The organism is Porphyromonas levii DSM 23370, assembly GCF_000379925.1.
GTDB lineage: Bacteria > Bacteroidota > Bacteroidia > Bacteroidales > Porphyromonadaceae > Porphyromonas_A > Porphyromonas_A levii.
The window spans coordinates 1-19,428 of the sequence record NZ_KB904240.1; the positions used below are offsets into that span (position 1 = coordinate 1).

Here is a 19,428-nt window from a genome sequence, read left to right on the forward strand (position 1 = left end):
CCGACTATACTTTCCTAACTGCTTATTAATCAGTCCCGACATGCCTATTTTCTCCCAATATGAGATGAAAAATTGAGCTCCCCCTATCGCAGTCTTGCGATTTGTGCTAATAAATTGTACCTTTGCCATAACTAGTCCTCTATAATTTTTTGCAACTTTTTTTGCAACGTAAAGATACAAAAAATTAGGGACATAAGCCCTGTATTCTCCTTGAATACAGGGCTTTAATTATCAATAGTGCCACCTACTAATAATCAGGGGCTAACGCATACTTTGCGGAATCTAGGTAGGAATAAATTTGTGCGATTTTGGGAGATGTATTTTGGTGCTCTAGGGAGGGGAAGTTGTGCTAATAGTATTTTCATTGTAAGATACCTAAACTGTCATTGTTTCAGCCTATTCAGCATATAAGGCCATTTCATTTATGCGTCCACTTAGTACCTCTATTTTACTTTCTAGGGTGCCATTCTTGAAGATATTATAGACTCTTTACACCTACGATACAGCATTTTGCACTAACGAATAGGTTGTTATATTGAAATTTCTCAGGATATCATAGATATTTATGGTAACTTTGAACCGCGGAAAAGTGGTATAGATTGCGGTGTAATGAAGATTATCTGTTAAAGATTGATTCTAACACACCTCTTTTTATTGTGTGGTTTTGTCAACCTATATTGCCCGCAGGACTACGAGAAAAATATGTACCTATAATAAATTTGTTGTAAGCTATGAGTAAAACTATAAGTTTATCTCAACTGAAAGAGAAGTTTCACGACGGTATGAGCGTGATGATTGGAGGATTCCTTGCAAATGGTACTCCAGAAAGGATTATTGACGCTCTCGAGGAGAGTGGTGTAAAAGACCTAACGATGATTGTCAATGATACTTCCTATCCTGATCGTGGATGTGGTCGTCTTATCGCTAATAAGCAAGTAAAGGAGCTCTACGTATCTCATATCGGTACTAATCCCCATACTGCAGAGCAGATGAATAGTGGTGAACTACAGATACACTTCTGCCCACAAGGTACGCTGGCTGAACAAGTGCGTGCTGGTGGTTGTGGCCTAGGTGGTGTACTAACCTCTACTGGTCTAGGTACAGATGTAGCAAAGGGAAAAGAGATTATCACTGTGGATGGTAAAGAATATCTACTAGAGAAGCCTCTAAGAGCCGACTTCGCATTTATCAAGGGAAGTATCGGTGACGATATGGGGAATCTTGTATACAAAGGGACGACCCAAAACTTCCAGCCTCTAATGGCTATGGCAGCTGATACTGTAGTGGCAGAGATTGAGGAGAAGGTAGCTACGGGTGATATTGCTCCTGAGGCTATCCATACCCCTGGTATCTTGGTCGACTTTATTGTAGAGTAACTAGGCAGAGAAACTCTTTGTAAGACGAATACATTATAATATAATAATAAATTAATCATTGCTTTTTATGGAAAAGGTCAACCCAAAGTCTTTGATTCGTCTGCGTATGAGTAGTGCAGATGCTCACTATGGCGGTAATCTTGTAGACGGAGCTAGAATGCTTCAGCTTTTCGGTGACGTTGCTACAGAACTTCTTATCATTCAGGATGGTGACGAAGGTCTATTTGTAGCTTACGATAATGTAGAGTTTAAGGCTCCAGTATTTGCTGGCGATTATATCGAGGCAGAAGGAGAGCTAGTAAGTGTTGGTAACTCATCACGTAAGATGGTATTTGAGGCACGAAAAGTGATCAGACCACGTACTGATATTAGTGCTTCTGCTGCGGATGTGCTAGAAGAGCCAATCGTAGTATGCCGTGCAAGTGGTACATGTGTTGTGCCCAAGGACTGCCAAAGAAAGAATAAGTAAAATGGACAAACTAATTATAACTGCTGCCATCTGTGGCGCAGAGGTAACAAAAGCCGATAACCCAGCTGTGCCATACACCGTAGAAGAGATGGTACGTGAGGCTAAGAGTGCATATGAGGCTGGTGCTGCTATCCTCCATGTACACGTGAGAGAGGATGATGGTACCCCTACCCAGAGCAAAGAAAGGTATAAGGTAGTCATTGATGCTATCCTGAAGGAACTCCCTGACGTTATCATCATCCCATCAACTGGTGGCGCTGTTGGTATGACAGCAGATGAGCGTCTACAACCTACTGAGCTGATGCCAGAGATGGCTACGCTAGATTGCGGTACTGTAAACTTTGGTGACGAGGTATTTGAGAATACTCTCCCTATGATGCGTGCTTTTGGTAAACGTATGTTGGAGAATAATATCAAACCTGAGTACGAGTGCTTCGACATGGGTCATCTCGAGGCTGCTGTTAATATGGCAAAGAAAGGTCAGGCTCCTGGATCACCAATGCAATTTAATTTTGTGCTTGGCGTCCCAGGAGCTTCTTCTGCATCTATCACTAACCTCTTATGGTTGGTCAATGCGATGCCAGAAGGATCTACTTGGACTGCTACAGGTATCGGACGTAACGAGTTCCCACTAGCTGCGCATGCTATTGCCATGGGTGGTCACGTGAGAGTAGGTTTTGAAGACAACCTCTATATCTCAAAGGGCGTGCTAGCTAAGTCAAATGGTGAACTTGTCGCTAAAGTAGTAAGAATAGCAAAAGAACTTGGTAGGGAGATTGCAACCCCAGCAGAGGCTCGTGAGCTCCTATCCCTCCCAGCAAAGAAGTAAGTAATAAATATACACATATAATAAAGAAAGGAATTATGGCTCAGAAACATGGAAATAGGTATGGTACACATAGGGTGATCGAACCAAAGGGTGTACTTCCACAGCCAGCTAATAAGATTGACAACAACATGGATGAGATCTACGACAATGAGATCCTCATCGATGTACAAACCCTAAATATTGACTCAGCTAGCTTTACTCAGATTGAGGAGCAGGCTGGTGGCGACAAGGCAAAGATTGCCGAGATTATGATGGGTATCGTAGAGAAGCAGGGTAAGCACCGTAACCCAGTGACTGGTTCAGGTGGTATGCTTCTTGGCACTGTAGAGAAGATCGGTGATGCTCTTAAGGGCAAGATTGATCTTAAGGAAGGCGATAAGATTGCTACTCTAGTATCTCTATCTCTTACTCCACTTCGTATCGACAAGATCAAGGATATCCGTCCTGATATCGACCAAGTTGATATTGATGGTAAGGCTATTCTATTCGAGAGTGGTATCTATGCTAAGATTCCTACCGATTTGCCAGAGAATCTTGCACTCTCGGCACTTGATGTAGCTGGTGCACCTGCTCAGACAGCTAAGCTTGTAAAGCCTGGTGACACTGTATTGATTATCGGTGCTGGTGGTAAGAGTGGTATGCTCTGCTGCTATGAGGCAAAGAAGCGCGCTGGCGTAACTGGTAAGGTAATCGGTGTTACTCACTCACAGAGGAGTACTGAGAGACTACAGAAGCTAGGTTTCTGCGACGTCGTATTCTCTGCTGATGCTACTCAGCCAGTACCTGTAATGGAGAAGATCTCAGAGCTTACCGATGGTAAGATGTGTGATGTTACCATTAACAACGTAAATATCACCGATACAGAGATGACCAGTATCCTATGTACCAAGAATGATGGCGTAGTATACTTCTTCTCTATGGCAACTAGCTTCACTAAGGCTGCACTTGGTGCAGAAGGTGTAGGTAGCGACGTGACTATGATCATGGGTAATGGTTATACCAAGGGTCACGCAGAGATTACGCTTCAGCTACTTCGCGAGAGCAAGGAGCTAAGGGATATCTTTACTGAGCTTTACGCATAACTGGAGGAGATACTTTTACTATGAACAAGAGTAGAAGGGCGTATTATTTCCCAGAAGTAACCGATGAGGAGTGGAATGACTGGCATTGGCAGCTCAAAAATAGGATTGAGACCGTAGAGGATCTTCAGAAGTATGTGTCGCTAACTGATGAGGAGGTAGAGGGTGTACGTAGTACCCTTAAGATGCTCCGCATGGCGGTTACTCCATATTATATTAGTCTCATTGATCCTAATGACCCTAACGACCCTGTAAGAAAGCAGGCTGTACCTACTGCCAAGGAACTAGTTATCAGCCCAGAGGATCAGATTGACCCACTGAGCGAGGATGAGGATTCACCTGTACCTGGTCTTACTCACAGGTATCCAGATAGGGTGCTATTCCTTATCACTGATATGTGTTCAATGTACTGCCGCCACTGTACGCGCAGACGCTTTGCTGGTCAGAAGGATGCTTCTGCACCTAGAGAGCGTATTGATAGAGCACTTGAGTATATCGAGTCGGCTACAGAGGTAAGGGATGTGCTCCTCTCTGGTGGTGATGCACTTATGGTAGGTGATAAAAACCTTGAGTATATTCTCCAGAGGCTAAGAGCTATCCCTCACGTAGAGATAGTGAGAATAGGTTCTCGTGCTCCCGTGGTACTTCCACAGAGGATTACTCCAGAGCTGGTACAGATGCTTGCTAAGTATCACCCAGTATGGCTGAATACTCACTTTAATCACCCTAATGAGATTACAGAGGAGTCAAAGTTGGCATGCGAAAGGCTAGCTAATGCTGGTATCCCTCTAGGTAATCAGTCGGTGCTACTTCGCGGTATTAATGACTGTCCAAATATCATGAAGAAGCTCGTTCATGAGCTTGTGAAGATTAGAGTAAGACCATACTACATTTATGTATGTGATCTTTCTCAGGGTATCCGTCACTTCCGCACACCAGTGTCTAAGGGTATTGAGATTATTGAGGCGCTCAGAGGTCATACCTCAGGCTATTGTGTACCTACCTTTGTGGTAGATGCTCCTGGTGGTGGCGGTAAGATTCCAGTGATGCCTAACTATGTGATTTCACAGTCACCACGCCGTGTGGTGCTGCGAAATTATGAGGGTGTGATTACGACCTATACCGAACCAGAAGATTATGAAGAGGGTAATTGCAACTGTGAGGACTGCTCTAAGGGTCGTGATGGTGTAGCATCCCTGCTTGCTGGAGACAAGCTTTCACTTTCGCCTACTGAGTTGGCTCGTAAAGAGCGCACTAAGAGGGTGAAGGGACTTGATAAGTAATTGGTGATGTTGGTCTTACTTGTATTTTCTGTCGTCTATGCCTTTTATTGATAAAGTACTTGGTCTAAAGAGCCTATCAATCGTAGGAACGGCTAAGAATACAGGTAAGACCGAAACACTCAACTATATCCTCAAGCGCCTGGCTTCTGTCGCTCCCGAGAGAACTATTGGTCTCACCTCTATTGGACTAGAAGGAGAGAGGAGAGATCAGGTTACTCAGACAGAAAAACCTGAGATTACACTCAGGACAGGAAGCCTTTTTGTGACAGCAGAGAGTTACTATCGGCAAAAAGAATTGTCGGCTGAAGTCCTAGGAGTAGAGAGACGGTACACGACTTCTACTGGAAGACTCATTTATGCGAGAGTGAAGGGTAGGGGAAAGGTACTTATTGCTGGACCTCCTACAACTCAAGGTCTCAGAAAGGTTGTAGATGAGATGACTAATATAGGGGCAGACTTGGCGATTATTGATGGTGCTTTATCAAGAAAGTCATTGGCATCTCCTGTAGTAGCGGAGGGACTGGTTTTGGCAACAGGTGCCGCACTATCGGCGCAACCAGACCATCTGATTCAGCAGACGAAACATCTGGTAGCGCAGATTAGGCTTCCTGAACTGCCCAATCGGATGTTAGCAGCACGTTTGGAACAAGCGAATAATGGCATAAGGGTGGTTACCAAGGATGGTGAAGTGGTTGATCCTGGCTTCACTTCGGCTTTGTTGCCTGCATTATGGGAAGATAGCAAATGGAGAGAAGGAAGAGGTCTTTTATTTATCTCTGGATCAGTGCACGATACTCTGCTTGATAGAGTACGTCAGTCTTCAATGTTTGATGGTTTGATTATACGAGACTTTACAAGGCTATTTGTATCAGGAAGAGCTATGAGGAGCTTCCTAGATAGTGGTAAAGAGCTCTTTTGCTTAAATAAGGCACAGTTATTAGCAGTGACCTTTAATCCACAATCTCCAAGTGGGTTTAGGATGCATTCAAAAGAGATGTGTGATAGGCTCTCCCAAGAACTGGGGTTGCCAGTTTATGATATTAAGAAGGTAGATGAAAGTATTTCGTGAAGCATTGGAGCAGGTCAAGGGCTTGCGGTTTGTGTTTGAAGAGATGAATTTCGCTTCAAGCATTGGTCGTCAGGTAATGTTGTCCTCTGCTTGGATGACGGACATAGACGAAATTAATCATGAACTGGATCAGGTTGCTCGGTTTGTTGACTACATAGATGTAGGAAAGGGCGTAGATTTGTTGGCACTTCAATTGTCTGAAGTGGTGAACATAATGGGGTCTATTGATATCTTAAGGCAAAGGGGAGTAACATGTAGCGATGTTGATCTTTTTGAGATTAAGAAACTCGCTCTTATAGATGAGAAGGTGAGGACTATTGCTCTTGAATATCAACTAGAACTGAGAGATAGACCATCACTATTTGGAGTACTTGCAATTCTAGACCCCAAGAGAGAGAGACTACCAAGTTTCTATATTGAAGATGATTGGCATCCGGAGTTAGGGCAGATACGTCGTGAGATAGAACAGTCTAAGGATGAGAATGATTGTGGCGAACTAAACCGAAGGCTCTCTGTGATTGAAGCAGAGGTTCGCAAGAGGCTTACTCGTGAGCTTCGTACGTTTGCTGCTAGTCTTGAGACGGTACTACAAGCTCTTGCTATCGATACCATGGTTTTGGCTAAGGCACAATGGGCAAGAGATAATAAGGCTTGTCGCCCTGTTCCAAGTGTGGAGGGAAAAACAATAATAGACAATATAATCAACCCAGAAGTGGCGGATCGCTTGAAGCAGATAGGGAAGGAGTTTCAGCCCGTGTCTATTTACTTCGTGAGCGAACCTACATTAATTACTGGGGCAAATATGGGAGGAAAGAGTGTACTGCTTAATTCTGTGGCACTAGCACAGAACTTGATGCAGTTTGGTATGTATGTACCAGCAACAAAAGCTCATCTTACAGTGGTGGATGAAGTTGCTTGCTCAATTGGAGATGGAGAGAATATGAAACTAGGTCTCTCCTCTTTTGGAGCTGAAATGCTTCGACTAAATCAAATCATAGAGAGCGCAAAGAAAGGGAAGAAATTGCTCGCTGTGATTGATGAACCAGCTAGGACTACTAATCCTGAAGAGGGTTTTGCACTTGTTTCCGGTCTTATAAAGATATTGGAGAAATATGGCGTGAAGTCTTTGATAACTACACACTATAGTGGTATCCCTTCAAACGGTCAAAGATGGAGGATAAAAGGCTTTATTGAGCAAGAAAAGGTTCATGACCTAAAGGTAAACCAGCTAGAGCATTTTATGGACTATAGTCTTATGGCTGAAACTGGCGATAGTGTGCCGAGAGAGGCTTTCAGGATAGCAAGACTCCTAGGGGTAGATGAGGAATATTTAGATTTAAGCAACAGAAGTTTTAGATCAATAGAAAATGAAAAGTAAAGTTGGAATTGACTTTAAGAAGGTCGAAAAGGCAAGAGGTGCAGCAAAGGCAATCGCCGAAGATGTCCAGACCTTTGTAGATGAGTATACTACGGTGGCCGTAGAACGTACTCTATGCCGTTTTGTTGGTATTGACGGTGTGGATGGATACCAAGTGCCACTGCCCAACGTTGTGGTAAATCATCTATTAGAGGAAGAGGCACTAGTGAATGGTGCGCTGTTCTATTTGGCAAATGCAGTAGCGGCAACAGGTAAGACGCCCCAAGAGGTTGCAGAAGCTGTCTCCGACGGAAAAATAAAACTTACACAATATCCAGCTCTAAGTGAAGAAAAGGTAGCAGATACATTGGCACCATACATTAAGGCAGGTATGGAGCGAATCGCAGCTAATCGAGCACGAAGGGAGAAGTTTATCAGGGAAGTAGGTGAGGGACCTCAACCTTACTTATACGTGATTGTTGCTACTGGTAATATTTATGAGGATGTAGTACAAGCTCAGGCAGCTGCTCGCCAAGGTGCAGATATTATTGCGGTTATTCGTACTACGGGACAGAGCCTTCTTGACTACGTGCCTTATGGTGCAACGACCGAGGGTTTTGGAGGTACATTTGCAACCCAAGAGAACTTCCGTATCATGCGTAAAGCGCTTGATGAAGTAGGGGCAGAAGTGGGTAGGTACATCCGCCTCTGTAACTATTGCTCTGGTTTATGTATGCCTGAGATTGCCGTTATGGGTGCTTTTGAAGGTCTTGATGTGATGCTTAACGATGCACTTTATGGTATCCTCTTTAGAGATATCAATATGAAGCGCACTATTGTAGACCAATATACAAGTCGTGTAATCAATGGTTTTGCAGGTGTTATCATCAATACAGGAGAGGACAACTATCTTACAACTGCCGATGCATTGGAAGAAGCTCATACAGTATTGGCTTCTGACCTTATCAACGAGCAGTTTGCACTGAAAGCGGGTATCCCAGAGAATCAGATGGGACTTGGTCACGCTTTCGAGATGGATCCAGAGGTTGAGAATGGCTTCTTATACGAATTATCTCAGGCTCAGATGACTCGCGAGATATTCCCTAATGCTCCATTGAAGTATATGCCGCCTACAAAGTTCATGACTGGTAATATCTTTAGAGGTCATATCCAAGATGCACTTTTCAATATGGTAGGTATCTGGACACACCAAGGGCTTCAGCTACTTGGTATGCCAACGGAGGCTATCCACACACCATTTATGAGCGACCGTTACCTCTCTATTGAGAATGCTAGGTATATCTTCAATAATATGAAGTCTATTGGAGATGAGGTAGAGTTTAAGGAAGGTGGTATAGTGCAGAGCCGTGCCCAGAAAGTACTAGACAAAGCCTTGGATCTGCTCGAGAGTATCAAAGATGAGGGATTATTTATTGCACTATCAAAGGGTATTTTTGCTGATATCAAGCGCCCACAGGATGGGGGTAAGGGACTCGATGGCGTGAAAAGAAAAGGGGATCGCTATTACAACCCTGTATTGGAACTAATGAAGAACTTTAAGATTGAGGGCAAGCTATGAGCGGAGGACTTTATTCAACAGAAGACAAAAGCTTTGATAGGACATTAGACCTAACTAAGATAAAACCATACGGCGATACCATGAATGACGGTAAGGTACAGCTAAGCTTTACCCTACCAGTTCCAAGAGGTGCCGAAGCAGAGGAGGCTGCAAAGTTATTACTAAAAGAGATGGGACTACAGAATCCCATGGTTGTCTTCTCAAAAGAGCTCGCAGAGGGCTTTACTTTCTTTAATTGCTATGGTAGTTGTACACACACTGTAGACTATAGCAATATCTATGTGCCTAAAGTGGAGTCTACCACAATGTCTATGGAGGAAACAGATGATTTCATCCGTACTCATCTCGGTAAAACCATAAAAGTGTTAGGCGCTAGTACTGGTACTGACGCACATACCGTAGGTATCGATGCTATTATGAATATGAAGGGCTTCGCAGGTCATTATGGGCTTGAGAGGTACGATATGATTGAGGCACGCAACCTTGGTAGCCAAGTTCCTAATGAGGAGTTTATAGCAAAAGCTATCGAGTTCAATGCTGATGCTATCTTGGTATCTCAGACAGTGACTCAGAAGGATGTACATATTAAGAATCTAACAGAACTTATCGAGATTGTCGAGGCGGAAGGGCTACGTGAGCGTATGATTGTGTGCTGTGGTGGTCCTCGTATTACCCATGAGCTAGCAAAGGAGCTTGGTTATGATGCTGGCTTTGGCGCTAATACCTATGCCGATGACGTTGCCTCATTCATCGCTCAAGAAATGGTTCGTAGATCTGAATTCAAAGAATAATATAGTGAAACACATATACTAAAGACTTAATGTTATGGCATTAGACAAACAACAAATCAGAGAGGTGATTGCCAAGAGAGTAGCTTTGGAGCTAAAGGATGGTAATGTGGTGAACCTCGGTATTGGTCTTCCTACTATGGTGCCCAATTATCTTGCAGAAGATGTGCATGTCATGCTACAAAGTGAGAATGGCATGATAGGTATCGGTTCGGAGCCAGAGGAAGGTCAAGTAGATCCAGACTGGATTAATGCTGGAGGTGGTGCTATTACCACCGTTCCTGGTGCAGCTACTTTCGATAGTGCTACATCATTTGGTATTATTCGCGGTGGGCACGTTGATGTCAGCGTCTTGGGAGCCCTCGAGGTAGATGAAGAAGGAGACCTAGCCAATTGGATTATTCCAGGAAAGCGCGCACCTGGTATGGGTGGTGCTATGGACTTGCTCGTCGGTACCAAGAAGGTAATCTTAGCTATGGAGCACACCGCTAAGGGTAGCCCTAAGATACTTAAGAAGTGCCATCTCCCTCTTACAGCTAAAGGACAAGTAGACATGATTATCACCGAAATGTGTGTCATCGAAGTCCGTAAGGGTGAAGGTCTATGGGTTACAGAGCTATACGACGGTGTTACTCGCGAAGAAGTTCAGGCAGCTACCGAAGCAGAGCTTCATTTTGCCGAGAATATCCAACCAATGAGGCAGTAAAGACTTCGTTAGTCAAGTAGGATTATTCACATTATATACGAATTATGAATTTTAATTACACACCTCAAGAAGAACTCTTCTTGCAGATGATTCGAGAGTTTGCTGAGAAAGAGGTAAAGCCCCTAGCGGCTGAGATTGATGAGCAAGAGCGCTTCCCAATTGAGACAGTTGAGAAGATGAGCAAGCTTGGTCTTATGGGTATCGCAATCCCAAAAGAGTATGGTGGCGCTGGTGCTACCAACCAAATCTACACTATGGCAGTAGAGGAGTTAAGTCGTGTTTGTGCTACTACAGGTGTAGTGGTATCGGCTCACTCTTCACTTTGCTGTGATCCTATTAAGCAATTTGGTACAGAAGAGCAGAAGCAGAAGTATCTCCCTAGGCTAGCTAGCGGAGAGTGGATTGGTGCTTTTGGTCTTACAGAGCCAAACGCTGGTACTGATGCTGCGGGTCAGCAGACCTTTGCTGTAGAGGAAGAGGATCACTACGTACTCAATGGCAATAAGATCTTTATCACCAATGCAGAGTACGCACACGTTTATATCATCTTTGCCATGACTGATAAGAGCCTTGGCAATAAGGGTATTTCAGCATTCATTGTAGAGAAGAACTTCCCAGGCTTCTCTGTCGGTAAGAAGGAGCTCAAGATGGGTATCCGTGGTTCTGCTACTTGTGAGCTTGTTATGGAGAACTGTATCGTACCAAAAGAGAACCTTCTAGGTAAGATTGGTGAGGGCTTCAAGGTAGCTATGAAGACACTCGATGGAGGCCGAATCGGTATCGCTTCTCAGGCATTGGGTATTGCACGCGGTGCTATGGATGAGACAGTTAAGTATACCAAGGAGCGCAAGCAATTTGGTAAGAGCCTCTCTAAGTTCCAGAATACTCAATTCCAGCTTGCAGATCTAGAGGCACGTATCGAGTGCGCATCTCTTCTTGTTCGCAAGGCTGCATGGTGCAAAGACAATGGTCTACCATATTCAGTTCCTGCAGCTAGGGCTAAGCTCTTCTGTGCAGAGACAGCAATGGATATGACTACTAAGGCTGTACAGTTCCACGGTGGTTACGGTTATACACGTGAGTATCCAGTAGAGCGTATGATGCGTGATGCCAAGATTACAGAAATCTACGAGGGTACCAGCGAGGTACAGCGTATGGTTATTGCTGCTAATCTATTGAAGTAAATTGATATAAGACTATTCTGATATGAAGATTATTGTTTGCATAAAGCAAGTACCAGATACCACTGAGATTAAGCTTGATCCAGTAAAGGGCACCCTAATCCGTACAGGAGTCCCAAGCATTATGAACCCAGACGACAAGGGCGCTCTAGAGCAAGCTCTTCTCCTTAAGGATAAGTTTGGCGCGGAGGTTCACGTTATTACCATGGGACCACCTCAGGCAAAAGCTATTGTTTATGAGGCATTCGCAATGGGTTGCGACAAGGGTTTCTTAATTACCGACCGTAAGTTCGGAGGTGCAGATACCCTAGCTACTAGCTACACTATCTCACAGGCTATCAAGTCTCTTGAGCATTACGACATTATCTTGGCTGGTCGCCAGGCAATCGATGGTGATACCGCACAGGTAGGTCCTCAGATGGCTGAGCAGCTCGACCTCCCACAGATTACCTACGTAGAGAACGTAGAGTTTGATGGAGATAAGAAGCTTACCGTTACTAAGAATGTAGAGGATGGTCACGAGGTGCTAGAGGTAGAGCTTCCATGTATGCTTACCTTCTTGGCTTCTGCATACCAACCACGCTACATGAATGTATCAGACATTATGACCGCCTTTGATAAGGAGATCGTAGAGCTCAACTTCGGTTCGTTCCCTGTAGACGAGGCTCGTTTGGGTCTTAAGGGTTCACCTACCAACGTGAGCAAGTCCTTCACCAAGGGTGCTAAGGCAATGGGTACACTCTATGAAGATATGACGCCAGAAGAGGCTGCCGACTTGATTCTAGAGAAACTACAGGAGAAATTCATCATCTAAGAGACACTATGGAACAATATAAAGGAATACTAGTATTTGCTGAGCAGCGCAATGGCGTAATTCAAAACGTCGCTTTTGAGCTCATCGGAAAGGCTCGCGAGCTTGCAGACTCTATCTCAGAGCAAGTTACAGCTATCTTGCTGGGTCAAGGAGTAGGACAGCTAGCTGATCAGCTTATCCATGCTGGAGCTGATAGAGTATTGGTAGTGGATCATGAGCTACTCAAGGATTATATCACTGAGCCATATACTGAGGCTATCTTTCATGTAGTAAATACCTACAAGCCAGAAATCGTGCTTATCGGTGCTACTACTATTGGTCGTGACCTAGGTCCAAGACTATCATCAAGGCTTCAGACAGGTCTTACAGCCGATTGTACTGGTCTTGAGATCAATGAGGAGCGTAATCTACTCATGACTCGTCCTGCATTCGGTGGTAACCTAATGGCTACTATCATCTGTAAGAATAATCGTCCACAGATGTCTACAGTACGCCCAGGAGTAATGCGTCGTAAGCCAAGCGATAATACTCGTACGGGTGTTGTAGAGCAGGTTTCTGTTCCATTCGACGTAGAGAAGTGCCGCAGAGTAAAGCTCGTAAGAAAAGAGACTGAGGCTAAGACCCTTGTAGATATCACAGAGGCAAACGTCCTAGTATCTGGTGGTCGTGGTGTAGGTACTGGCAATGGCTTCAGTAAGCTCCAAGAGCTTGCAGAGACCCTCAATGCCGAGGTATCTTCATCAAGAGCAATGGTTGATGCCGGTATTATCGGTCACGAGCGTCAGGTAGGTCAGACAGGTAAGACCGTTCGCCCTGATCTATACCTCGCACTTGGTATCTCAGGAGCTATTCAGCACCTTGCAGGTATGGAGGAGAGCGAGTATATCCTTGCTATCAATAAGGATAAGTATGCTCCTATCTTCCAGGTAGCTGACCTCGGAATTGTCGGTGACCTACACAAGATTGTGCCAGTCCTTACTCAGAAGATTCAAGCTCTTCAGGATAAGGAGCGTTGATATGGCGGACTTCAAGACTATTAAGGTTGAGGTGAGTGGTGCTATTTGCACCCTCACCATCAATCGTCCTGAAGCTCTCAATGCCCTCTCTACTCAGGTACTTACAGAGCTAGAGCAAGCTATTGATCATCTTCCCGATGCTAAAGTATTAGTCGTCACAGGAGAGGGTCGTAGTTTTGTTGCGGGTGCAGATATCAGCGAGATGGCAAGTTTCTCGGCAGAGCAGGCACTAGCATTTGGCGCACAGGGTGCCAAGGTATTTCGCAAGCTCGAGCTTCTTGATATCCCTGTAATTGCTGCCGTCAATGGTTTTGCCCTAGGGGGAGGATGCGAGCTAGCCATGGCTTGTGATATTCGTATTGCTTCCGACAAAGCGAAGTTCGGACAGCCTGAGGTAGGGCTAGGTATCCCTCCAGGATTTAGTGGCACACAGCGCCTTCCTCGGCTGGTAGGGGCTGGTATCGCTTCCGAGCTCATCTTTACCGCACGAACTATCAAGGCAGATGAAGCTCTAAGAATAGGCTTGGTCAATCAGGTTGTTGAGGCAGAGCAATTGATGCCCACCGTTATGTCTATTGCCGAGGAAATCTCTACCAAGTCGCCACATGCTGTTGCTCTTTCCAAGAAAGCCATCCAGCGTGGGCTACAAGCAGATATCGACACTGGTATCGCTATTGAGAATTATCTTTTCAGTAATGCTTTCGCCTCTTCCGAGCAAAAGGAAGGCATGGCGGCATTTTTAGAGAAAAGGAAACCAAACTTTTGAGCCTCTTGGGCTCATAAACACACACATGTTATGAAGATAGTAGTATTAGGAAATGGCACTATGGGTGCTGGCATCGTACAGACTATGGCTCAGAAAGGGCTTCCTGTGACGATGAAAGGTCGCTCTACTGAGTCGCTAGAGCGCGCTATGGGTCGTATGTCTAAGGGACTAAATCGACTAGTAGAGAAAGAAAAGATGACAGCCGATCAGATGCAGAATATTCTGAATCAGATTACTATCACCACAGACTTTGAGGATATCAAGGATGCAGACCTTGTTATCGAAGCGATAAGCGAGGAGATGGAGGTGAAGAAAGAGACCCTAGCTCACCTTTGCTCTATCCTCAAGCCAGAAGCAATTATCGCTACCAATACCTCTTCACTCTCTATTACAGAGCTCGCTTCTGCTACAAAGCGCCCAGAGAAGGTTATTGGTATGCACTTCTTCAATCCAGTACCAGTAATGAAGCTCGTCGAGGTAATCACTGGTCAGGTAACTAGCGAGGAGACCCTCAATGTAGTAATGGAGCTTTGCCAAAACCTCGATAAGGTAGCTGTGAAGGTAAATGAAGCACCAGGCTTTGTGGTTAATAGGATTCTTATCCCTATGATTAACGAGGCTGTAGGAGCTTATGCCGATGGTATTGCTACAGTCGAGGAGATTGATACTGCTATGAAGCTAGGAGCCAATCATCCTATGGGACCACTACAATTGGGCGACTTCATTGGGCTCGATGTATGTCTCGCAATCATGGAGGTGCTCTTCAATGAGTATGGCGATCCAAAGTACCGCCCACATACCCTCCTGCGCAAGATGGTTCGTGCGAACCAACTAGGTCGTAAGACCGGTCGTGGTTTCTACGACTATTCTAAGTAATCGGATTACAGAAAAGAGTAGCCCTATTCAAGTCAATTGAGTAGGGCTTCTTTTTTTGTCTCATGGTTTCCAACGAAAAAGGTCGAGGGTATTGGTTGAAAAGGTCGAGGGTTCTTCACGAAAAGGTCGAGGGTATATTGAATAGATAGGTGAAGAGCGATACATGAGGTATCCTACTTCATACTTCTAATTGGGCTACTATCTTGAAATATTTCCAAACCATATCCAACCTATTCCTTAGAGTAAACTTCTTTCTCACGACAATAATACGCTCCTCTTCTACTGAGTCCCGGCAGTTTCTCCCCAGAGGGACTCCAGTTTCTCCCCAGAGGGACTCCAGTTTCTCCCCAGAGGGACTCCAGTTTCTCCCCAGAGGGACTCGAGTCTCTCCCCAGAGAGACTTTCTTCACGACGTATATTATAGTTGGCTTACTCTAGCTCGACATCATCTGTTATATATTCCATTAGCTGCCATCGATAGGGCACAATCCAATCCGTAAGTCAAATAAAGATCATACAACTATCAATGATTGAAGGGATACTTCCAGCTAATTTCACTTACCATTGTGCCTCTATGTCATAAATCGACAACTATTTGAGGACTATGTTACGAGGTATTTGAAAATTATCCCAGCTATAGATACCTAAAAATGGTGATTAGAGAAATAAATCGTAATTCATAGGCGAATTCCTTGGTGGTGTTCTGATAATAGCCTATCTTTGTACAAGATAAGTAATAACAATACCTACTTTAAAGAATTTCAACTCTGTTTTTATGTGGTTAACTAAATCCTCAATTGGCAGGAAAGTAGTGATGAGTCTATCTGGACTCTTCTTGATTATCTTCCTACTGTTTCATGCAACCATGAATCTAGTAGCGGTATTCTCGAAGTCTGGCTACGACATGATCACTGGTTTTCTTGGCACGAATGCAATCGTGCAGTTTATGGTGCCTGTGCTGGCACTTGGTGTGATTGTTCACGTAATCTATGCCGTAATGCTTACCTTACAGAACCAAAAGGCTCGTGGTAATGATAAGTACGACAAGACTGGCAAGACAGGTGTGCAGTGGGCTTCTAAGAATATGTTTGTTCTTGGGCTTATTGTCTTCTTCGGGATTGCATGGCACCTTACCCACTTCTGGGCAAAGATGCAGTTGCGAGAGTGGTCAGGCGTAGCTCCTGAGAATGGTTTTGAACTGATTTTGATGCAGTTCTCCAATCCTATCGTGGTAGCGCTATACGTTGTATGGTTTGTGGCTATTTGGTATCACCTTACGCACGGTTTCTGGAGTGCATTCCAGACCTTGGGTTGGAGCAATACTATTTGGTACAAGCGTCTGCACATTGTAGGAGTGGTAGTGGCTACAATCATCTGCTTGATGTTTGCTTGCACAGCTGTTGCCTTCTACCTATTCCCCGAGACTGTTGGTACTATCTGGACACTTGGTCAGCATGCTACCGAGGCAGTTGCTACCATTTAATTACTAAAGAGCTTTAAGAGATTATGATAAAGTTAGATGCCAAAATACCAAAAGGTCCACTAGCAGATAAGTGGACTAACTATAAGGCTACCCAGAAGTTGGTGAACCCAGCTAATAAGCGTAGGCTTGATGTTATTGTGGTGGGTACAGGACTTGCTGGTGCTTCTGCTGCTGCTACTCTTGCAGAGTTGGGCTTTCATGTTGATAGCTTCTGTATTCAAGATTCTCCACGTCGTGCACACTCAATCGCTGCACAGGGCGGTGTAAATGCTGCAAAGAACTATCAGAATGATGGTGACTCTGTGGGTCGTCTGTTTTATGATACGATTAAGGGTGGAGACTATCGAGCTCGTGAGGCCAACGTTTATCGCCTAGCCGAGGTCTCCAATGCTATTATCGATCAGTGTGTGGCACAGGGAGTGCCTTTTGCGCGTGAGTATGGTGGTACACTTGCCAACCGTTCTTTCGGTGGTGCTCAGGTATCTCGCACCTTCTACTCTCGTGGTATCACAGGTCAGCAGCTCCTACTCGGAGCCTATTCGTCACTATCTCGCATGATAGGTCTTGGCAAGGTCAATCTTCATACCCGTCATGAGATGGTCAACCTCGTGATGGTTGATGGTCGTGCTAGGGGTATCATTGTACGTGACCTAGTCACTGGTAAGCTAGAGCGTTATTCAGCGCATGCAGTAGTGATTGCTACTGGTGGTTATGGTAATACCTTCTTCCTTAGCTCCAACGCTATGGAGTGTAATGGTTCAGCTGCTTGGCAGTGCTACAAGAAGGGCGCAGCCTTTGGTAACCCATGTATGGCTCAGATCCACCCTACTTGTATCCCACAGCATGGCGACTTCCAGAGTAAGCTAACTCTGATGTCTGAGTCTTTGCGTAATGATGGTCGTATCTGGGTACCTAAGAAACTAGAGGATGCTCAGGCTATCCGTGCGGGTAAGCTCAAGCCCACTCAGATTAAGGAAGAGGATCGTGACTACTACCTAGAGCGTAGGTACCCAGCCTTTGGTAACCTCGTGCCTCGTGACGTGGCATCACGTGCTGCTAAGGAGCGCTGCGATGCAGGCTATGGCGTGGGTACAGGTAATGCTGTATACCTAGACTTCGCTGAGCCTATTCAGCGCCTAGGTATCAAGGTGGTAGCAGAGCGTTATGGTAACCTCTTCCAGATGTATGAGAAGATTACTGCTGATAACCCATACGAGACCCCTATGATGATCTTCCCTGCTATCCACTACACCATGGGTGGTATCTGGGTAGACTATGAGCTACAGACTACCATTCCAGGACTATTTGCGATTGGTGAGGCTAACTTCTCAGACCACGGCGCAAACCGTCTAGGTGCTTCTGCACTTATGCAGGGTCTTGCCGATGGTTACTTTATCATCCCTTATACCATACAGAACTACCTATCTGACCAGATTCAGGTACCACGTTTCAGTACCTCTCTCCCAGAGTTCGATGCTGCAGAGAAAGAGATTACGGATCGTATCAATAAGTTGATGAGCATTAAGGGTAAGCAGTCTGTCGATGACCTACACAAGAAGTTAGGTGCCATTATGTGGGACTATGTAGGTATGGGTCGTGATGAGGCTGGTCTGAAGAAGGCTATTGAGCTCATAGGTCAGGTTAAGAAGGAGTTCTGGAGTGATGTATTTATCCCAGGTGAGGCTGTGGATCTTAATATTGAGCTTGAGAAGGCGCTTCGCCTTGCAGACTTTATTGAGATTGGTGAGCTTATGGCTCATGACGCTCTCGACCGCAAGGAATCCTGTGGAGGGCACTTCCGTACTGAGTACCAAACTGAAGAGGGTGAGGCACTTCGTGACGATGAAAACTTCTCTTATGTCTCTTGCTGGGAGTACCAGGGCGAGGACAAGGCGCCAGTGATGCACAAGGAACCACTTGACTATGAGTTTGTAGTTAGAGCTCAGAGAAATTATAAGTCTTAATAACCCCTTTTGAAATTAGACACGATAAGTTATGGATAAAGACATTAATATAAAGGTCAGAGTCTGGAGGCAGAGGAGTGCTAAAGAGAAAGGGCACTTTGAGACCTACGACCTGAAGAACATCTCTCAGGGTAGCTCTTTTCTTGAGATGATGGACGTGCTGAATAATCAGCTGATCCACGAGCGTAAGGAGCCTATCGCATTCGACCACGATTGTCGCGAGGGTATCTGTGGTATGTGTTCACTATATATCAATGGACACCCTCACGGACCAGACTCACTAGTGACTACTTGCCAATTGCACATGCGTTCGTTTAACGATGGTGATACCATTACCATCGAACCATGGCGCTCTGCAGGTTTCCCTGTGATTCGTGACCTTATGGTAGACCGTACTGCATTCGATAAGATTCAGCAGGCAGGTGGTTTCGTGAGTGTGAATACTGGTAGCGCTCCTGATGGCAACGTAATTCCAATCGCACACGACGTGGCAGAGATGGCTATCGATGCAGCTTCTTGTATTGGGTGCGGCGCTTGTGTCGCAGCTTGTAAGAATGGTTCGGCAATGCTCTTCGTTGGTGCTAAGGTGAGCCAGTTCGCACTACTCCCACAGGGACGTCCCGAGGCTGCAAAGCGTGCTAAGGCAATGGTGGCTAAGATGGATGAGCTAGGGTTTGGTAACTGTACGAATACTCGCGCTTGTGAACTAGAGTGTCCTAAGGGTATCTCTGTCTCCAACATTGCTCGCATGAACCGTGAGTTTATCAAGGCAAAGATCAAGGACTAATACTCG

18 protein-coding genes are annotated in these 19,428 nt (G+C 45.1%); all 18 read left to right on the forward strand.

Annotated elements, in window-relative coordinates:
- Positions 1 to 731 precede the first annotated feature (731 nt).
- The 18 genes from A3GG_RS0103495 to A3GG_RS0103580 all read left to right on the forward strand — a co-directional run bounded on the left by A3GG_RS0103495 (position 732) and on the right by A3GG_RS0103580 (position 19,422).
- A complete protein-coding gene (locus tag A3GG_RS0103495) occupies positions 732 to 1,376 on the forward strand; it encodes a CoA transferase subunit A (RefSeq protein ID WP_026215592.1) in 645 nt (214 codons plus the stop codon).
- A 67-nt stretch (positions 1,377 to 1,443) separates the two neighbouring features.
- Complete coding sequence (gene kal / locus A3GG_RS0103500; protein WP_018357937.1) at positions 1,444 to 1,845, forward strand: 3-aminobutyryl-CoA ammonia lyase; 402 nt, start codon at positions 1,444 to 1,446, stop codon at positions 1,843 to 1,845.
- A 1-nt stretch (position 1,846) separates the two neighbouring features.
- Entirely contained in the window at positions 1,847 to 2,674 is an 828-nt protein-coding gene (gene kce / locus A3GG_RS0103505) for a 3-keto-5-aminohexanoate cleavage enzyme (RefSeq protein ID WP_018357938.1), read from the forward strand.
- 35 nt (positions 2,675 to 2,709) lie between these two features.
- The gene (gene kdd / locus A3GG_RS0103510; protein ID WP_018357939.1) at positions 2,710 to 3,756 is read left to right on the forward strand and encodes an L-erythro-3,5-diaminohexanoate dehydrogenase; all 1,047 of its coding nucleotides are present in this window, start codon (positions 2,710 to 2,712) and stop codon (positions 3,754 to 3,756) included.
- 20 nt (positions 3,757 to 3,776) lie between these two features.
- On the forward strand, positions 3,777 to 5,036 hold the full coding sequence (gene kamA / locus A3GG_RS0103515; RefSeq protein ID WP_018357940.1) for a lysine 2,3-aminomutase: 1,260 nt from the start codon (positions 3,777 to 3,779) through the stop codon (positions 5,034 to 5,036).
- Between the two features lie 37 nt (positions 5,037 to 5,073).
- The gene (gene kamB / locus A3GG_RS0103520; protein WP_018357941.1) at positions 5,074 to 6,105 is read left to right on the forward strand and encodes a lysine 5,6-aminomutase reactivase subunit KamB; all 1,032 of its coding nucleotides are present in this window, start codon (positions 5,074 to 5,076) and stop codon (positions 6,103 to 6,105) included.
- Entirely contained in the window at positions 6,089 to 7,483 is a 1,395-nt protein-coding gene (gene kamC / locus A3GG_RS0103525; RefSeq protein ID WP_018357942.1) for a lysine 5,6-aminomutase reactivase ATPase KamC, read from the forward strand. The genes kamB and kamC overlap by 17 nt, the downstream gene beginning before the upstream one ends.
- Positions 7,473 to 9,041 (forward strand): lysine 5,6-aminomutase subunit alpha, encoded by a 1,569-nt coding sequence (kamD, locus tag A3GG_RS0103530; RefSeq protein ID WP_018357943.1) that lies wholly within the window; start codon positions 7,473 to 7,475, stop codon positions 9,039 to 9,041. Before kamC ends, kamD begins: the two co-directional genes overlap by 11 nt.
- Positions 9,038 to 9,832 carry a lysine 5,6-aminomutase subunit beta gene (kamE, locus tag A3GG_RS0103535; protein ID WP_018357944.1) on the forward strand — a complete coding sequence of 265 codons (795 nt, stop codon included), beginning with the start codon at positions 9,038 to 9,040 and terminating at the stop codon, positions 9,830 to 9,832. Before kamD ends, kamE begins: the two co-directional genes overlap by 4 nt.
- 34 nt (positions 9,833 to 9,866) lie before the next feature.
- Entirely contained in the window at positions 9,867 to 10,535 is a 669-nt protein-coding gene (locus A3GG_RS0103540) for a 3-oxoacid CoA-transferase subunit B (RefSeq protein ID WP_018357945.1), read from the forward strand.
- 44 nt (positions 10,536 to 10,579) lie between these two features.
- Positions 10,580 to 11,719, forward strand: coding sequence for an acyl-CoA dehydrogenase (locus tag A3GG_RS0103545; protein WP_018357946.1), 1,140 nt, complete (start codon positions 10,580 to 10,582; stop codon positions 11,717 to 11,719).
- Positions 11,720 to 11,741: 22 nt separating this feature from the next.
- Complete coding sequence (locus A3GG_RS0103550; RefSeq protein ID WP_018357947.1) at positions 11,742 to 12,530, forward strand: electron transfer flavoprotein subunit beta/FixA family protein; 789 nt, start codon at positions 11,742 to 11,744, stop codon at positions 12,528 to 12,530.
- Positions 12,531 to 12,538: 8 nt separating this feature from the next.
- Positions 12,539 to 13,546: an electron transfer flavoprotein subunit alpha/FixB family protein gene (locus A3GG_RS0103555; protein ID WP_018357948.1), complete on the forward strand. Its 1,008-nt coding sequence runs from the start codon at positions 12,539 to 12,541 to the stop codon at positions 13,544 to 13,546.
- A 1-nt stretch (position 13,547) separates the two neighbouring features.
- Positions 13,548 to 14,312 (forward strand): enoyl-CoA hydratase-related protein, encoded by a 765-nt coding sequence (locus A3GG_RS0103560; protein ID WP_018357949.1) that lies wholly within the window; start codon positions 13,548 to 13,550, stop codon positions 14,310 to 14,312.
- Positions 14,313 to 14,342: 30 nt separating this feature from the next.
- Positions 14,343 to 15,188: a 3-hydroxybutyryl-CoA dehydrogenase gene (locus A3GG_RS0103565; RefSeq protein ID WP_018357950.1), complete on the forward strand. Its 846-nt coding sequence runs from the start codon at positions 14,343 to 14,345 to the stop codon at positions 15,186 to 15,188.
- Between the two features lie 775 nt (positions 15,189 to 15,963).
- Positions 15,964 to 16,671 (forward strand): succinate dehydrogenase, encoded by a 708-nt coding sequence (locus A3GG_RS0103570; protein WP_026215593.1) that lies wholly within the window; start codon positions 15,964 to 15,966, stop codon positions 16,669 to 16,671.
- A 23-nt stretch (positions 16,672 to 16,694) separates the two neighbouring features.
- The gene (locus A3GG_RS0103575; RefSeq protein ID WP_018357952.1) at positions 16,695 to 18,635 is read left to right on the forward strand and encodes a fumarate reductase/succinate dehydrogenase flavoprotein subunit; all 1,941 of its coding nucleotides are present in this window, start codon (positions 16,695 to 16,697) and stop codon (positions 18,633 to 18,635) included.
- Positions 18,636 to 18,666: 31 nt separating this feature from the next.
- Complete coding sequence (locus A3GG_RS0103580; RefSeq protein ID WP_018357953.1) at positions 18,667 to 19,422, forward strand: succinate dehydrogenase/fumarate reductase iron-sulfur subunit; 756 nt, start codon at positions 18,667 to 18,669, stop codon at positions 19,420 to 19,422.
- Positions 19,423 to 19,428 lie beyond the last annotated feature (6 nt).

Excerpts from the sequence above, each read along its gene's own strand:
- A3GG_RS0103495 (WP_026215592.1), top strand. The coding sequence starts at position 732 with ATGAGTAAAACTATAAGTTTATCTCAACTGAAAGAGAAGTTTCACGAC.
- kamA (WP_018357940.1), top strand. The coding sequence starts at position 3,777 with ATGAACAAGAGTAGAAGGGCGTATTATTTCCCAGAAGTAACCGATGAG.
- kamE (WP_018357944.1), top strand. The coding sequence starts at position 9,038 with ATGAGCGGAGGACTTTATTCAACAGAAGACAAAAGCTTTGATAGGACA.
- A3GG_RS0103575 (WP_018357952.1), top strand. The coding sequence starts at position 16,695 with ATGATAAAGTTAGATGCCAAAATACCAAAAGGTCCACTAGCAGATAAG.
- kal (WP_018357937.1), top strand. The coding sequence starts at position 1,444 with ATGGAAAAGGTCAACCCAAAGTCTTTGATTCGTCTGCGTATGAGTAGT.
- A3GG_RS0103550 (WP_018357947.1), top strand. The coding sequence starts at position 11,742 with ATGAAGATTATTGTTTGCATAAAGCAAGTACCAGATACCACTGAGATT.
- A3GG_RS0103555 (WP_018357948.1), top strand. The coding sequence starts at position 12,539 with ATGGAACAATATAAAGGAATACTAGTATTTGCTGAGCAGCGCAATGGC.
- kamB (WP_018357941.1), top strand. The coding sequence starts at position 5,074 with ATGCCTTTTATTGATAAAGTACTTGGTCTAAAGAGCCTATCAATCGTA.
- kce (WP_018357938.1), top strand. The coding sequence starts at position 1,847 with ATGGACAAACTAATTATAACTGCTGCCATCTGTGGCGCAGAGGTAACA.
- kamC (WP_018357942.1), top strand. The coding sequence starts at position 6,089 with ATGAAAGTATTTCGTGAAGCATTGGAGCAGGTCAAGGGCTTGCGGTTT.
- kamD (WP_018357943.1), top strand. The coding sequence starts at position 7,473 with ATGAAAAGTAAAGTTGGAATTGACTTTAAGAAGGTCGAAAAGGCAAGA.
- A3GG_RS0103570 (WP_026215593.1), top strand. The coding sequence starts at position 15,964 with ATGTGGTTAACTAAATCCTCAATTGGCAGGAAAGTAGTGATGAGTCTA.
- A3GG_RS0103540 (WP_018357945.1), top strand. The coding sequence starts at position 9,867 with ATGGCATTAGACAAACAACAAATCAGAGAGGTGATTGCCAAGAGAGTA.
- A3GG_RS0103580 (WP_018357953.1), top strand. The coding sequence starts at position 18,667 with ATGGATAAAGACATTAATATAAAGGTCAGAGTCTGGAGGCAGAGGAGT.
- A3GG_RS0103560 (WP_018357949.1), top strand. The coding sequence starts at position 13,548 with ATGGCGGACTTCAAGACTATTAAGGTTGAGGTGAGTGGTGCTATTTGC.
- A3GG_RS0103545 (WP_018357946.1), top strand. The coding sequence starts at position 10,580 with ATGAATTTTAATTACACACCTCAAGAAGAACTCTTCTTGCAGATGATT.
- kdd (WP_018357939.1), top strand. The coding sequence starts at position 2,710 with ATGGCTCAGAAACATGGAAATAGGTATGGTACACATAGGGTGATCGAA.
- A3GG_RS0103565 (WP_018357950.1), top strand. The coding sequence starts at position 14,343 with ATGAAGATAGTAGTATTAGGAAATGGCACTATGGGTGCTGGCATCGTA.